This window comes from Streptomyces platensis, assembly GCF_008704855.1.
Lineage (GTDB): Bacteria > Actinomycetota > Actinomycetes > Streptomycetales > Streptomycetaceae > Streptomyces > Streptomyces platensis.
This window is the reverse complement of the sequence record NZ_CP023691.1, coordinates 4,951,444-4,963,577: the sequence shown is the minus strand read 5'-3', so window position 1 is coordinate 4,963,577 and position 12,134 is coordinate 4,951,444. Positions and strand designations below refer to the sequence as shown.

Here is a 12,134-nt window from a genome sequence, read left to right as displayed (position 1 = left end):
GACAGATGACTCTGCACAAAGGTGCATCACCGGCCGACCGCAAGCAGACCGGGCACCCGGTCAACCCCTTCTACGGCGAGGCCGACCCGGTCGCCGGAATGGAGACCGCACCGCCCCAGCACACCCTGCCCGACGGCCCGCTCGCCCCGCACAACGCCTATCAGTTCGTGCACGACGAGCTGATGCTGGACGGCAACTCCCGGCTGAACCTGGCGACGTTCGTCACGACCTGGATGGAGCCGCAGGCCGGGGTCCTGATGGCGGAGTGCCGGGACAAGAACATGATCGACAAGGACGAGTACCCGCGCACCGCCGAACTGGAGAAGCGGTGCGTGGCGATGCTCGCCGACCTGTGGCACGCCCCCGACCCGTCGTCCGCCGTCGGCTGCTCCACCACCGGGTCGAGCGAGGCCTGCATGCTCGCCGGGATGGCCTTCAAAAGGCGCTGGATGCAGCGCAACCAGGACCGCTATCCGGGCAGCGCCCGGCCCACCCTGGTCATGGGCGCCAATGTCCAGGTCTGCTGGGAGAAGTTCTGCAACTTCTGGGAGGTCGAGGCACGCACGGTCCCGATGGAGGGCGACCGCTTCCATCTGGACGCGGCCTCGGCCGCCGAGCTGTGCGACGAGAACACCATCGGCGTCGTGGCGATCCTCGGCTCGACCTTCGACGGGTCGTACGAGCCGGTGGCCGACATCTGCGCGGCGCTCGACGAGGTCCAGGAGAAGCGGGGCTGGGACATCCCGGTCCATGTGGACGGTGCCTCCGGCGCCATGGTCGCGCCGTTCCTCGACCCGGAGCTGATGTGGGATTTCCGCCTGCCCCGGGTCGCCTCCATCAACACCTCGGGGCACAAATACGGACTGGTCTACCCGGGCGTCGGCTGGGCGCTGTGGCGCGACACGGAGGCACTGCCCGAGGAGCTGGTCTTCCGGGTCAACTACCTGGGCGGCGACATGCCGACCTTCGCCCTCAACTTCTCCCGGCCCGGCGCCCAGGTCGCCGCGCAGTACTACACCTTCCTGCGGCTCGGCCGGGCCGGCTTCCGCGCCGTACAGCAGGCGACCCGCGACGTGGCCGGCTCGATGGCCGAACGGATCGGCGCACTGGGCGACTTCAGGCTGCTCACCCGGGGCGACCAGCTGCCGGTCTTCGCCTTCACCACCGCGGACCACGTCACCGCGTTCGACGTCTTCGACGTGTCCCGGCGGATGCGGGAACGCGGCTGGCTGCTGCCCGCCTACAGCTTCCCGCCGAACCGCGAGGACCTGTCCGTCCTGCGGGTGGTCTGCCGCAACGGCTTCTCCATGGACCTCGCCGATCTGTTCCTCGCGGACCTGGAGCAGCTGCTGACCGAACTCCGGCAGCAGTCGGGCCCGATGCAGCGCCCGGAGAGCGTCGCCACGGCCTTCCACCACTGACGGACGTGCGGCCCCGGCCGCCGCGCAGGCCCGTCGCCCGCCCGGCGCAGCCAGGGCGCGCGGGACGCGGTCAGCGGGCCTCCGTGGCGCCGTCGCCCGCGCCGTCCCCCGGATCCTCCGCGTCCGTCGTCGCGTACGGGTTCTGCTGCCCCTCCGCGAGCACGCCCACGAACGGCTCCCCCTCGCCGGCGAAGACATATGCCCCGCCCTCGATCCGCTCGATCAGCCCCTGGGTCCACGCGGCGCCGCTGTCCGCGGCGTCCACCCACATATGCATGATCTCGCCGATGTGCCCGAGCTGTTCGGTCCCGCCCTCGGGGGTGTAGTAGCCGGTGACCGTGCCGCGCCACTCCCGCAGGCCCCGGACGCGCTCCGTGAGCAGCGCCACCGCCTCGGCCCGCGGCAGATCGACGACGAAGCCGAGGCCCGCGCTGAGCATGTCGGTCTTCTGGTCGTGCTGGGAGAGCGCGGCACGCAGCAGCGCGAAATACTCCGTCTCGCCCGCCGCGGTCAGCTCGTACTCGGTACGCGGCGGGCCGCCGACGGTGCTGGGCGCGATGTCATGAGCCCGCAGCAGCCCTTGCTTGGCCATCTGCTTGAGCGCGTGGTAGATCGAGCCGGGTTTGGCGTGGGACCACTCATGGGCGCCCCAGTACTCCAGGTCGTTGCGCACCTGGTAGCCGTGCGCCCGGCCGTGCTGCCGCACGGCGCCCAGTACCAACAGCCGGATCGCCGACATCGTCTCCTCAATCCCTCGCGCGCCCCTTCCGCCAGCCTAGAGCGCGCGCGGACCCCGCCCCGCTACCCCTCCCGGGCGGCGCGCTCCTCGTCCACCAGCTCAAAGGCCGTCTTGCCGTCGAGGGACTCGCGGATGATGTCGGCGTGGCCGGCGTGCCGGGCCGTCTCCTCGATCAGGTGCAGCAGCAGCCAGCGCATCGACTGCCGGGCCTCCGGCGGGAACCACGGCGCCTCGGGCAGCGGGAAGGTGTCGTTCAGGCTGGGCACGGAGCGGATGAACTCCTCCGTCCGCTTCGCCACCCGCTCCCAGAAGGCCAGCATCTCCGCCAGGGTCTCGCCATCGGCCAGCTGGAAGCTCAGATGCCAGGTGTCCTGGGTCCGCTCGATGGAGTGCGGCAGCTCCTGCGCGGTCTCGACCCAGCCCTGCTCGGTCTCCGCGACATGCTTGACCAGTCCGGCCAGCGACAGCTCACTGGCGCTCGGCCGCTGGGTCGCCCGGTCCTCGGTCAGCCCCAGGACCGCCCGGCGCAGCCCGCCGCGCTGGGCCTCCAGGAAGGCCAGCAGCGCGCCGGTCTCGTCGCCGTGTGCCTCGGCAAGAACGTGAGTGGGCATGGGGTCCACCTTTCGTGACGTCCCTCGGCAGCCGGCCCGTCGCCGTCCGCCTTCCGACAGCACTCAACGTAGGAGCCCTTGCGGTCAGCTTCTGTCCGCAACGCGCCACGGGTCGTCGCCGATCCCTCCGGACCGGGGAGACCGCCTCAGAACGGGAACTGCGACCGCCCGTGCTGGATGGAGATCCACTTGGTCGTGGTGAAGGCCTCCACCATCGCGTCGCCGTTCAGCCGTCCCACCCCGGAGCTCTTCTCGCCGCCGAAGGGCACGATCGGCTCGTCGTGCACGGTGGCGTCGTTGATGTGGAACATCCCGGTGTCGATGCGCTTGGCGAACCGCACCCCGCGCTCGATGTCACCGGTGTGCACGGCGCCGCTGAGCCCGAACGAGGTCGCGTTGGTCAGCCGCACCGCCTCCTCGTCACCGTCGAACGGCACCAGCAGCACGACGGGCCCGAAGATCTCCTGCCGCAGCAGCGGGGAGTCCTCCGGCAGCCCGCTCAGCACGCTCGGGGCGACCAGTGTGCCCCGGGTCTCGCCATGGAGGAGCGCCGTGGCGCCGTCCTCGACCGCGCGGTCCACCAGCGCGGAGATCGCCTCGGCCTGGCCCTCGTTGATCAGCGGGCCGATGTGGGTCTGCGGATCGGTGGGGTCCCCCACCTTGAGCGAGGCGACCTTGGCGACGAATTTCTCGGTGAACTCCCGCTCCACGGCGCGGTCCACGAGCACCCGGTTCGCGGCCATACAGACCTGGCCCTGGTGGACGAAGCGGCTGAAGACGGCGGCGTCCACCGCGTAGTCGATATCGGCGTCGTCGAGCACGACCAGGGCGCTGTTGCCGCCCAGTTCCAGCACCGTGTGCTTGAAGTGGGAGGCGGCGACCGTCGCGACATGCCGGCCGACCTTCTCGGAGCCGGTGAAGGAGATGGTCTTGGGCACCGGGTGCTCGATCAGCGCATCACCGATCTCGGCGATGTCCGTGACGACGACGTTCAGCAGCCCGGCCGGCAGCCCGGCCTCCTCGAAGATCCTGGCGACCAGACCGCCGCCGCAGACCGGGGTGTTCTGGTGCGGCTTGAGGACGACGGCGTTGCCGAGTGCGAGGGCCGGCGCGACGGACTTGAGCGACAGCAGGAAGGGAAAGTTGAAGGGGCTGATGACGCCGACGACCCCGACCGGCAGCCGGTAGAGGCGGTTCTCCTTGCCGTCGATCGGCGAGGGCAGTATGCGGCCCTCGGCACGCAGCGCCAGCTGAATGGCCTCGCGCAGGAACTCCTTGGCCAGATGCAGCTCGAAGCCCACCTTGGCGAGCGTCCCGCCCACCTCCGCGGCGATCGCCCCGCCCAGCTCCTCCGCACGGTCGTCGATGATCCGCAGCGCGCGCTCGAAGACCAGCCGCCGGGTGTAGGGATTGGTGGCGCCCCACTCCCGCTGTGCGCGTTCGGCGGCACGGTAGGCCTGGTCGATCTCCGCTACCGTGGCGACGGGTATGGAGGCCAGTTTCTCGCCGTTGTACGGATTGAAATCGACGATGTCCCACGAGCCGCTGCCGGAGCGCCACTCACCGTCGATGAACTGATACGCCAACTCGTCGAAGTAGGACATGCCATCCCGATCTGGAGAACAGGGCGCTCAGGGCGCCGCATTGGGGGGTGCTGACTCCTGATGGTGCGCCATCCTACCGACGCGTCACATGAGTTGGAGCAGCCCGCGCAACAGGTCCCTGGTCTCCGACGGATTCGGCCCCTCTTCCTGGAGGCGGTCCATCACCCGTGCGTACTGGGCGACTTCCTCGGGCTTGTCCAGATACAGCGCACTCGTCAGCTGCTCCAGATAGACGACGTCCGGCAGACCCGACTCCTGGAAGCCGAGCATGGTGAACGCCCCGCTCTCCCCCGCGTGCCCGCCCAGGCTGAAGGGCATCACCTGGAGCCGTACATTGGGCCGCTCGGACACCTCGATCAGATGCTTCACCTGCTCGCGCATCACCGCGCGTTCGCCGTACGGGCGCCGTAGCGCGGCCTCGTCCAGCACACAGTGGAACTGCGCCGAGCGCTCGGCCACCAGCAGCTTCTGCCGCTCCATGCGGAGCGCGACCCGTCTCTCGATCTCCGCGGTCCCGGCGTCCGGCATGCCCCGTCTGACGACCGCCTGCGCATAGCTCTCGGTCTGCAACAGCCCGTGGACGAACTGGACTTCGTAGACCCGGAGCAGCGACGTGGCGCCTTCCAGACCCACATACGTCTGGAACCACCCGGGCAGCACATCGCCGTAGCTGTGCCACCAGCCGGCGACGTTCGCCTCCCGCGCCAGGGAGAGCAGCGCCTCGCGCTCCTGGGCGTCACCGACCCCGTACAGGGTGAGCAGATCCTCCACATCCCGTGCCTTGAAGCTCACGCGGCCCAACTCCATGCGGCTGATCTTGGATTCGGACGCACGGATCGAGTAGCCGGCCGCCTCGCGGGTTATCCCACGCGATTCACGCAGCCGGCGGAGCTGCGACCCGAGCAGGATTCGCCGCACCACCGACCCGCTCGACTCACTTGCGGACACCTCTCAGACCCTCCTGTGACCCCACCCCGTCCAACAGAGGGCCGCAAGTCTGCCACGTCCGGGCTTCGTTGAGTGCTCATCCGGTTACGGATACGTGAGGCCCCCGCAAGCCCTCCACAAGAAGTGGTAGGAAGAATTCCGCTCAAATCGGCGCACGCCCCCGCAATCACGTCACGTGCACGTGCATCTGCCCTTGCATCTGTCTCGCGCATTGGGAACCATAGGCGTCGCACGCATGCACGCTCGTGAAAGATCCGCCAGATCCGGCTGCCCGGCCAGGGTCATGACGTCCGCGAACGCCAGGAGTGCCTCGCATGGGGACCAAGGTTTTGACCATGCTCGAGCCGTTATGGCAGGGCTTTCCTCCCGTCGACCCCCTGGCCGTCTCCGGATCCGCATCCCGCACGCTCCCACCGCGCTATGAATCGGTGCGCTGCGCACGGGCGTTCACCCGGGAGACCTTGCAGGGCTGGGAGCTGGACGAGCTCTTCGACTCGGTCGCCCTGGTCGTCTCCGAACTCGTCACGAATGCGCTGCGACACGCGATCCTCGCCGCTCCGGAGCACCCGGACACCGCCCCGGAGCACCCCGACGCCACCCCGCCGGCCCGGCTGCATCTGATGCGCTGGTCCTCCCGGCTGGTCTGCGCCGTACGGGACCCGAGCGATGACTCACCGGTCGCCGGCGAGGCGGATTTCGCCGCGGAGTCCGGGCGCGGGCTGTATCTCGTGGATTCCTTCAGCGACAGCTGGGGCTGGCATCCACTGGCCGGCGCCACGCACGGCAAGATCGTGTGGGCGCTCTTCCGGCTGCCGTAGCCGTTGTGCACACCGGGCGTACCGCGAGGGGCGGGCGCCCGGTCGTTCTGTGTGGGCGGGACGGGCGGTCAGTCCCGGACGAGATGGTCGAACTCCCCGTCCTTGATGCCGAGCAGCATCGCCCGCACCTCGGCCGGCGTGTAGATGAGCGCCGGGCCGTCCGGGAAACGGGAGTTGCGTACCGCGATGTCACCCCCGGGCAGCTTGGCGAACTCCACGCAGGAGCCCTGGGAGTTGCTGTGCCTGCTCTTCTGCCACGCCACATCACGGAGATCTGTGGCGGCCATGCCGTTGTATGCGTGGGGCACAGGGGTCTCCCGGTGATAAATGGTGTCAACTGCCCGGGATCATAGCTGCGTTCACATGCGGATGCATGCGCAGATGCACGTGCACGACAGCCGGTGCAGAGGCCGTCACAGCTCGTCGAACGCGGTCACCGAGCCCTCACGGAGGGTCGGCCACCGGCCGTCGCCCCGGACGCGATGCGCTGTCACCTGGTACGGATCGGCGGGCCGGCACTCTCAGGCACAAGGACGAGACGTGTGCCACGCCCTCCGGGTTCCGCACCCGGGCACTCCGTCCGCCCGGCACGAGGGCCCTCCCCCTGCGCACACCCCCGGACAAACGAAGGAGCTCCCCTACGCACTGGACGTAGGGAAGCTCCGGCCCGTCACCGGACGGCGGCCGTCACCGCGACGCGTAGGGCAGCAGCGCCATCTCCCGGGCGTTCTTGATCGCACGGGCCAGCTGCCGCTGTTGTTGCGCGGTGACCCGGGTGATCCGGCGGCTGCGGATCTTTCCGCGGTCGGAGAGGAACTTCCGCAGCAGATCGGTGTCCTTGTAGTCGACGTAGGTGATGCCGGCCGCGTCGAGCGGATTGCGGCGGGGCGCGGGCGTCCGGCGCGGGTCGTGCCGTCGGGGCATGGGGAGCTTCCTTGTGCGTGCTGAGGGCCGGATCCGTGCGTACGGAGGCGGCCCGTCTTACGAAACGGGGTCGAGGAGGGCGTCGAAGGCGGGCGGCAGGCTCTTCCAGGCCGGCGGGCCGCCCGCGAACTCGGCGTCGGTGAGCAGGCAGGAGTCCAGCAGGGACCGCAGGCCCTCGCGGTCCAGGCCCGGCGAGGTGAAGACCAGATGCTGGGTGCGGTCACCGTGCTCGGGATGCCAGTCCAGCGCGGCGGCGGCCCGGCGCATCGGCGGCACCATCTCCCAGGCGGCGTCCGGCAGCGCGGCCAGCCACGGCCCGGCGTTCTCCACACACAGCGCACCGCCGGCCGCGTCCCAGGACAGCAGCGTGTCCGGGCGGTCGGCCAGCCAGAACCGGCCCCGGCTGCGGGCGGCCGCACAGGTCAGGTCCTCCAGCGCGGCATAGAGCCGCTCGGGGTGGAAGGGCCGGGCCCGCCGCCAGACCAGTGTGCCGACCCCCTCCGCGTCGGCCTCCTGCGGCAGCAGCGCACAGGCCGGGTGCTGACGGTCAGCGGCCGCGGCCACATCGAACCCGGCCAGCGCGGCGGCCGCCAACTCCCCGGATTCCACCGGGACCTGGTGTGCCATCGGGTGCAGCTGGCCGAGCAGCGCCAGGTCGGCGGGCTCCGCCGGCTCCTCCCCCGTCGCGATCGCCAGCACCGGCGCGTACTCCAGCTGCCGCGCCCAGGTGTCGGCGACCGTGCGCTGGTCGGAGGCCGCGGCGGCGAGGCCCGCCTCGGCGAGGTCGTCGCCGCAGCTCAGGTAGGGCAGCAGCAGCGCCGGGTCGACGGCGGTGAGCACACCGGTCAGTGCGAGGTTGTCGCTGCCGCAGGCGGTGATCACTTCGGCCATCGCCTTGGGCTCGACCGAGTCCCACAGTTCGACGATCGCCAGCCGGCAGGTCCGGCCGGCCGCCAGCCGCTCCAGCTCGGGCACCAGGTCCTCGCGCAGCGCACAGCAGGCGCAGTCGTTGACCAGCGGCGCGTCCCCGGTGTCGAGCGTGCCGCCCGCGTCCCGGACGGTGCGCCGCACGGTGCCTTCGGCGGCCGAGGCGAGGTCGTGGTGGAGGGCGACGCTGCCGGGGACGGTCCGCAGCAGCCGCTCGACGGCGGCCCGCCGCGCGTCGTCGTGCAGGCCGCCCACCAGCACGACGTTGAGCCGCTCCATCAGCGGGCCCGCTTGCCGTAACGGCGCTCGAACCGCTCGACGCGGCCCGCGGTGTCCAGCACCCGGGCGGTGCCCGTGTAGAAGGGGTGGCTCGCCGAGGAGATCTCGACGTCGATGACGGGATAGGTGTTCCCGTCCTCCCACTCGACCGTCTTCTCGCTGGTCGCGGTCGAGCGGGTCAAAAAGGCGTAGTCGGCGGCCCGGTCGCGGAAGACGACGGGCCCGTAGGCGGGGTGGATTCCAGGCTTCACGGTGCTCAGCGCTCCTCTCGGAAGGCGACGTGCCGGCCGGCCACCGGGTCGTACTTGCGCAGTTCCAGGCGGTCGGGGTCGTTACGGCGGTTCTTGCGGGTCACGTAGGTGTAGCCGGTGCCGGCGGTGGACCGGAGCTTGACGACCGGGCGTAGTTCGTTGCGGGCCATGTGGTTAGTATACGGAAATGGTTTCCATTTTCAATAGGCCCTCACCCGGGCCGCTGACCGAAGGGATCGCCCCGTGTCCGCCCACTGCCAGCTGACCGGCCGCTCGCCGGGCTTCGGCAACGCCGTCTCCCACTCGCACCGCCGCACCCCCCGCCGCTTCGACCTCAACATCCAGCGCAAGCGCTACTGGCTTCAGAGCGAGGGCCGGCACATCCGGCTCACCCTGAGCGCCAAGGGCATCAGGACCGTGGACACGATCGGGATCGAGGCGGCCGTCGCCCGTATCCGCGCCCGGGGAGGAAAGGTCTGATGGCCAAGCAGAGCAAGATCGCCAAGAACGAGAAGCGCCGCGCGACGGTCGCCCGCTACGCGGCCCGGCGCGCCGTCCTCAAGACCCTCATCCGCAGCCCGCACACACCGGAGGAGGAGCGCACCGCCGCCCGCCGCGAGCTGTCCCGCCAGCCGCGGGACGCCAGCGCCACCCGGGTACGCAACCGCGACAGCGTCGACGGCCGCCCGCGCGGCTACTTCCGCGCCTTCGGCCTGTCCCGCGTACGGCTGCGCGAACAGGCCCACGCGGGCTATCTGCCGGGCGTCCGCAAGTCCAGCTGGTAGCCACCGCACCGGCCGTCCGGCCCGGGGCGCCCCCTGGACCGGACGGCCGGACCCTTCGGGTAATACTGGACAGAACGTCCGCCGCCCCCGACGAAAGCGAGGCGCCCGTGCTCCGCAACGCCTTCGAACCCTGGCATTTGATCCTGATCATCGCGGTCCTGGTACTGCTCTTCGGCTCGAAGAAGCTGCCCGACATGGCGCGCGGCCTGGGCCGCTCGATGCGCATCCTCAAGTCCGAGGCGCGGGCCCTCCAGGACGACAAGCGGCCCGAGGCGCCCCGTACGGCCGAGGCACCCCGCCAGGAATCCGCCGCCCGGCACTGACCCGGAGGGGCCGTCCCCTCAGTGGTCGCCGCCCTCGTCGATCAGTCGCCGCACCTCGCGGTCGATCAGGCCCAGCCGGGCCTCGGCGACCAGCGGCACCGCGCGCCGCTGCCGCCGCGCCTCGGCGAGATCGATCTCCACGGCGACCAGCGCGGGCTCCCACTTGGGCGCCTGCGCCACCACGGCACCCCGCGGGTCCACCACCCGCGAGCCGCCCCAGAACGCCGCCCCGTGCTCATTGCCCACCCGGTTCACGAAGACCACCCAGCACTGGCACATCTTCGCTGTATAGGACAGCAGGGTGTCCCAGTAGAGGCCGGTGTCCATCGCCTCCGGGTCCAGGCTCGCCGCGCTGTTGGTCGGCACGAACAGCACCTCGGCGCCGTCCTGCACCGCCAGCCACGGCAGCGCCGGCTGCCAGGCGTCATTGCAGACCAGCGTGGCTCCCCGGCCGCCGCTCCGGTCCCGCTTCAGCTCGTACGCCCGCAGGGACTGCCCCGGGCTGACGTGCTTGCGCTCCTCCCACGCCAGGTAGTTGGGGAGATACAGCTTGCGGTGTGCGTGCACCAGCTCACCGGCCGCGTAGTGGGCCGCGGTGTTGTACGCCCGCAGACTGGTGTGCTCGTGGAAGCCGACCAGCACATCGGGGCCGCGGGTGCTGAGCTCCAGCAGCCGGGGGTCGCTCGCCTCCAGGGACGCATCGCGGTGCAGTGCGCCCAAGTGATAGCCGTGCAGGCTCAGTTCGGGGAAGACGACCAGGTCCGCGCCCTGCGCCGCCGCCTGCTCGATCTGCTCGCGGGCGATATCGAGGTTCTCCTCCACCTCACCCAGCACACAGTCGGTCTGCGCCAGCGCAATGAGCATGGCCCCACCTCATCGACTCATCACTTTTGCGGCCTTCACCCCAATTTTGCCAGAGGCCGGAGGTCGCGGCACGGCCCCGCGGAACATCCGGTTCCGCCCCGCTTCAAACACTCGGAAGACGGGTCCCCACCAATGAGCGAAAGAACGATCCTTCCCGTGCCGGACACGGGTTTCACGCGTTGATCCACACGATCCGTCGTACCTCCGCAGGGCCGCTTCCAGCCGCAGCTCGCCCCGCGACACAGCGGTACGACGGCGCGCGGTCGAACCGTCCGGCGATGCCGACGGGCGGCTCGACCGGGCGGCCGGGGCCGAGCGGCCCGCCGGACCCGCTCGGCCGGCCGCCGAGCCCCCGGGGACCGCCGGCCCACCCGCTCATCTGCGGCGCGTACGGGACCGGCGCAACAGCAGCGCCCCGCCCACCAGCAGCCCGCCGCCGACCGCCGCCACCGCGCCCAGCTCATCCGCTCCCGTGGCCGCCAGCAGCGCGGAACCCGCCGACGCCCCGGCCCGCGCCACCGCGTCCACCCGCTCCTCCTGCTGTGCGGGCCGCGGGGCGGGCCCGCGCACGTGCCCCGCCACAGGCCCCGGCGCGTGCTGCTCCGGCGCCGTGACAGGGCGCTCGACCCGCTCCGGGACCGGTCGCCGCGCCGGCTCCGCGCGGTGCTCCCGCTCCGGGGCCGTCCAGTGCACGCCCGGCGCCTGCTCCGCGCCCGCCGGCGGCTGGGCCACCGGAGCGTGCTGCACCGGCGGCGCCTGGCGCAAGGCCGGTGCGGGCGGCGCGCCGTTCCCGCACGCGTTGCCCATGGCCGGGTTCAGCGCCGCACCCGCGTCGACCGAATTGCCGCACGCGTTGACCGGCGTGTCCACGGTCACCTGGATGCTGTTCCCGGACAGCACTCCGGGAGAGTTCCTCGCTCCTCCGCCGGCTCCGGCATCCGCGTACGCCGCGCTGCCGGTCGCACCGATCACACCCGACGCGGCCGCCACGAACACACACGCCTTCAGGCTCTGTCGCATCTCTCATCCCTCCTCTGCGGTGATGGCGTACGGGCCGCCGCCCGCACCCCTCCCCCGTGCCGCTCACACGACCGGGCGGCCGGCAGCGCGTACGCGGCGCCGACCGCCCGGGAGCACAAGCGGTGGTACGGCCTGCGGCCGTTGGCGGGTCAGCGGTTGGCAACCCCGTTGCCGGACAGCACCGCGATGTCGTCCACGATGTGCGACAGCGCCTCGTCGCCCTTGGCCTGGCTCGAGTTCTCGACGCACTGCTGGTTCTGCGGCGACGAGAGCACGTTGACGTCCTGGGCGAGGAGCGCCGCCACGTTGACCTTCGGCAGGCCCAGGCAGAGGTCGTTCAGGGAGCCCTGCACGAGCCCGAGCTGGGTGCTCAGATTGCCGCGCGTGGTGGAGTTGCCGTAAATCGACTTGGAACCGTTGCCGTTGACCGTGGACGTGCCGTGATCGTCGCCGATCGCCATGGCCTGCGGCGCGGCCGCCGCGGTCATTCCCACGAGCGACGCCGCAACCGCCGCGCCCGCCATCATCTTCTTCATCGCGCAAACCCTTCAGGAGAAGGAACTCCCGGCACGGGAGCCCTGTTTGAATAACCCGTCATACCCGCGCGAGTTCCGCATCGT

General features: G+C 70.9%; 17 protein-coding genes. 5 read left to right on the top strand and 12 right to left on the bottom strand.

Annotated elements, in window-relative coordinates; genetic code table 11:
* Positions 1-5 precede the first annotated feature (5 nt).
* Positions 6-1,421 (top strand): glutamate decarboxylase, encoded by a 1,416-nt coding sequence (gene gad / locus CP981_RS21985; protein WP_085923322.1) that lies wholly within the window; start codon positions 6-8, stop codon positions 1,419-1,421.
* Positions 1,422-1,491: 70 nt separating this feature from the next.
* Here gad and CP981_RS21980 read toward each other — a convergent pair whose 3' ends face one another.
* The 4 genes from CP981_RS21980 to CP981_RS21965 form a co-directional block, all read right to left on the bottom strand.
* Positions 1,492-2,160 carry a PadR family transcriptional regulator gene (locus CP981_RS21980; protein ID WP_085923321.1) on the bottom strand — a complete coding sequence of 223 codons (669 nt, stop codon included), beginning with the start codon at positions 2,158-2,160 and terminating at the stop codon, positions 1,492-1,494.
* A gap of 62 nt (positions 2,161-2,222) precedes the next feature.
* On the bottom strand, positions 2,223-2,771 hold the full coding sequence (locus tag CP981_RS21975) for a DinB family protein (protein WP_085923320.1): 549 nt from the start codon (positions 2,769-2,771) through the stop codon (positions 2,223-2,225).
* A gap of 146 nt (positions 2,772-2,917) precedes the next feature.
* Positions 2,918-4,375: an aldehyde dehydrogenase family protein gene (locus CP981_RS21970; RefSeq protein WP_085923319.1), complete on the bottom strand. Its 1,458-nt coding sequence runs from the start codon at positions 4,373-4,375 to the stop codon at positions 2,918-2,920.
* 84 nt (positions 4,376-4,459) lie between these two features.
* Positions 4,460-5,323 carry a helix-turn-helix domain-containing protein gene (locus CP981_RS21965; RefSeq protein WP_085923318.1) on the bottom strand — a complete coding sequence of 288 codons (864 nt, stop codon included), beginning with the start codon at positions 5,321-5,323 and terminating at the stop codon, positions 4,460-4,462.
* A 314-nt stretch (positions 5,324-5,637) separates the two neighbouring features.
* Here CP981_RS21965 and CP981_RS21960 point away from each other — a divergent pair, with 314 nt between their 5' ends.
* The gene (locus tag CP981_RS21960; RefSeq protein ID WP_085923317.1) at positions 5,638-6,141 is read left to right on the top strand and encodes an ATP-binding protein; all 504 of its coding nucleotides are present in this window, start codon (positions 5,638-5,640) and stop codon (positions 6,139-6,141) included.
* Between the two features lie 68 nt (positions 6,142-6,209).
* Here the strand turns inward: CP981_RS21960 and CP981_RS21955 are convergent, their stop codons facing one another.
* The 5 genes from CP981_RS21955 to rpmG all read right to left on the bottom strand — a co-directional run bounded on the left by CP981_RS21955 (position 6,210) and on the right by rpmG (position 8,692).
* The gene (locus CP981_RS21955; protein ID WP_042150368.1) at positions 6,210-6,449 is read right to left on the bottom strand and encodes a DUF397 domain-containing protein; all 240 of its coding nucleotides are present in this window, start codon (positions 6,447-6,449) and stop codon (positions 6,210-6,212) included.
* A gap of 379 nt (positions 6,450-6,828) precedes the next feature.
* Positions 6,829-7,065 (bottom strand): 30S ribosomal protein S18, encoded by a 237-nt coding sequence (rpsR, locus tag CP981_RS21950; protein ID WP_085923316.1) that lies wholly within the window; start codon positions 7,063-7,065, stop codon positions 6,829-6,831.
* 57 nt (positions 7,066-7,122) lie between these two features.
* Positions 7,123-8,271 (bottom strand): CobW family GTP-binding protein, encoded by a 1,149-nt coding sequence (locus CP981_RS21945; protein WP_085923315.1) that lies wholly within the window; start codon positions 8,269-8,271, stop codon positions 7,123-7,125.
* Positions 8,271-8,522, bottom strand: coding sequence for a type B 50S ribosomal protein L31 (locus tag CP981_RS21940; RefSeq protein ID WP_085923314.1), 252 nt, complete (start codon positions 8,520-8,522; stop codon positions 8,271-8,273). Before CP981_RS21940 ends, CP981_RS21945 begins: the two co-directional genes overlap by 1 nt.
* A 5-nt stretch (positions 8,523-8,527) precedes the next feature.
* Positions 8,528-8,692: a 50S ribosomal protein L33 gene (gene rpmG, locus CP981_RS21935; RefSeq protein ID WP_006604069.1), complete on the bottom strand. Its 165-nt coding sequence runs from the start codon at positions 8,690-8,692 to the stop codon at positions 8,528-8,530.
* 73 nt (positions 8,693-8,765) lie between these two features.
* Here rpmG and rpmB point away from each other — a divergent pair, with 73 nt between their 5' ends.
* The 3 genes from rpmB to tatA all read left to right on the top strand — a co-directional run bounded on the left by rpmB (position 8,766) and on the right by tatA (position 9,630).
* Positions 8,766-9,002, top strand: coding sequence for a 50S ribosomal protein L28 (gene rpmB / locus CP981_RS21930; protein ID WP_085923313.1), 237 nt, complete (start codon positions 8,766-8,768; stop codon positions 9,000-9,002).
* Entirely contained in the window at positions 9,002-9,307 is a 306-nt protein-coding gene (gene rpsN, locus CP981_RS21925) for a 30S ribosomal protein S14 (protein ID WP_085923312.1), read from the top strand. Before rpmB ends, rpsN begins: the two co-directional genes overlap by 1 nt.
* 107 nt (positions 9,308-9,414) lie before the next feature.
* Positions 9,415-9,630 (top strand): Sec-independent protein translocase subunit TatA, encoded by a 216-nt coding sequence (tatA, locus tag CP981_RS21920; RefSeq protein WP_085923311.1) that lies wholly within the window; start codon positions 9,415-9,417, stop codon positions 9,628-9,630.
* Positions 9,631-9,648: 18 nt separating this feature from the next.
* Here the strand turns inward: tatA and CP981_RS21915 are convergent, their stop codons facing one another.
* From CP981_RS21915 to CP981_RS21905, 3 genes are all read right to left on the bottom strand, one after another.
* Positions 9,649-10,494: a nitrilase-related carbon-nitrogen hydrolase gene (locus CP981_RS21915; protein ID WP_085923310.1), complete on the bottom strand. Its 846-nt coding sequence runs from the start codon at positions 10,492-10,494 to the stop codon at positions 9,649-9,651.
* A 375-nt stretch (positions 10,495-10,869) separates the two neighbouring features.
* On the bottom strand, positions 10,870-11,514 hold the full coding sequence (locus CP981_RS21910; RefSeq protein WP_085923309.1) for a chaplin: 645 nt from the start codon (positions 11,512-11,514) through the stop codon (positions 10,870-10,872).
* 149 nt (positions 11,515-11,663) lie between these two features.
* The gene (locus CP981_RS21905; RefSeq protein WP_085923308.1) at positions 11,664-12,050 is read right to left on the bottom strand and encodes a rodlin; all 387 of its coding nucleotides are present in this window, start codon (positions 12,048-12,050) and stop codon (positions 11,664-11,666) included.
* Between the last annotated feature and the right edge of the window lie 84 nt (positions 12,051-12,134).

Excerpts from the sequence above, each read along its gene's own strand:
- CP981_RS21970 (WP_085923319.1), bottom strand. The coding sequence starts at position 4,375 with ATGTCCTACTTCGACGAGTTGGCGTATCAGTTCATCGACGGTGAGTGG.
- rpsR (WP_085923316.1), bottom strand. The coding sequence starts at position 7,065 with ATGCCCCGACGGCACGACCCGCGCCGGACGCCCGCGCCCCGCCGCAAT.
- CP981_RS21960 (WP_085923317.1), top strand. The coding sequence starts at position 5,638 with ATGGGGACCAAGGTTTTGACCATGCTCGAGCCGTTATGGCAGGGCTTT.
- CP981_RS21975 (WP_085923320.1), bottom strand. The coding sequence starts at position 2,771 with ATGCCCACTCACGTTCTTGCCGAGGCACACGGCGACGAGACCGGCGCG.
- rpmG (WP_006604069.1), bottom strand. The coding sequence starts at position 8,692 with ATGGCCCGCAACGAACTACGCCCGGTCGTCAAGCTCCGGTCCACCGCC.
- CP981_RS21905 (WP_085923308.1), bottom strand. The coding sequence starts at position 12,050 with ATGAAGAAGATGATGGCGGGCGCGGCGGTTGCGGCGTCGCTCGTGGGA.
- CP981_RS21945 (WP_085923315.1), bottom strand. The coding sequence starts at position 8,271 with ATGGAGCGGCTCAACGTCGTGCTGGTGGGCGGCCTGCACGACGACGCG.
- CP981_RS21980 (WP_085923321.1), bottom strand. The coding sequence starts at position 2,160 with ATGTCGGCGATCCGGCTGTTGGTACTGGGCGCCGTGCGGCAGCACGGC.
- gad (WP_085923322.1), top strand. The coding sequence starts at position 6 with ATGACTCTGCACAAAGGTGCATCACCGGCCGACCGCAAGCAGACCGGG.
- rpsN (WP_085923312.1), top strand. The coding sequence starts at position 9,002 with ATGGCCAAGCAGAGCAAGATCGCCAAGAACGAGAAGCGCCGCGCGACG.
- CP981_RS21910 (WP_085923309.1), bottom strand. The coding sequence starts at position 11,514 with ATGCGACAGAGCCTGAAGGCGTGTGTGTTCGTGGCGGCCGCGTCGGGT.
- CP981_RS21915 (WP_085923310.1), bottom strand. The coding sequence starts at position 10,494 with ATGCTCATTGCGCTGGCGCAGACCGACTGTGTGCTGGGTGAGGTGGAG.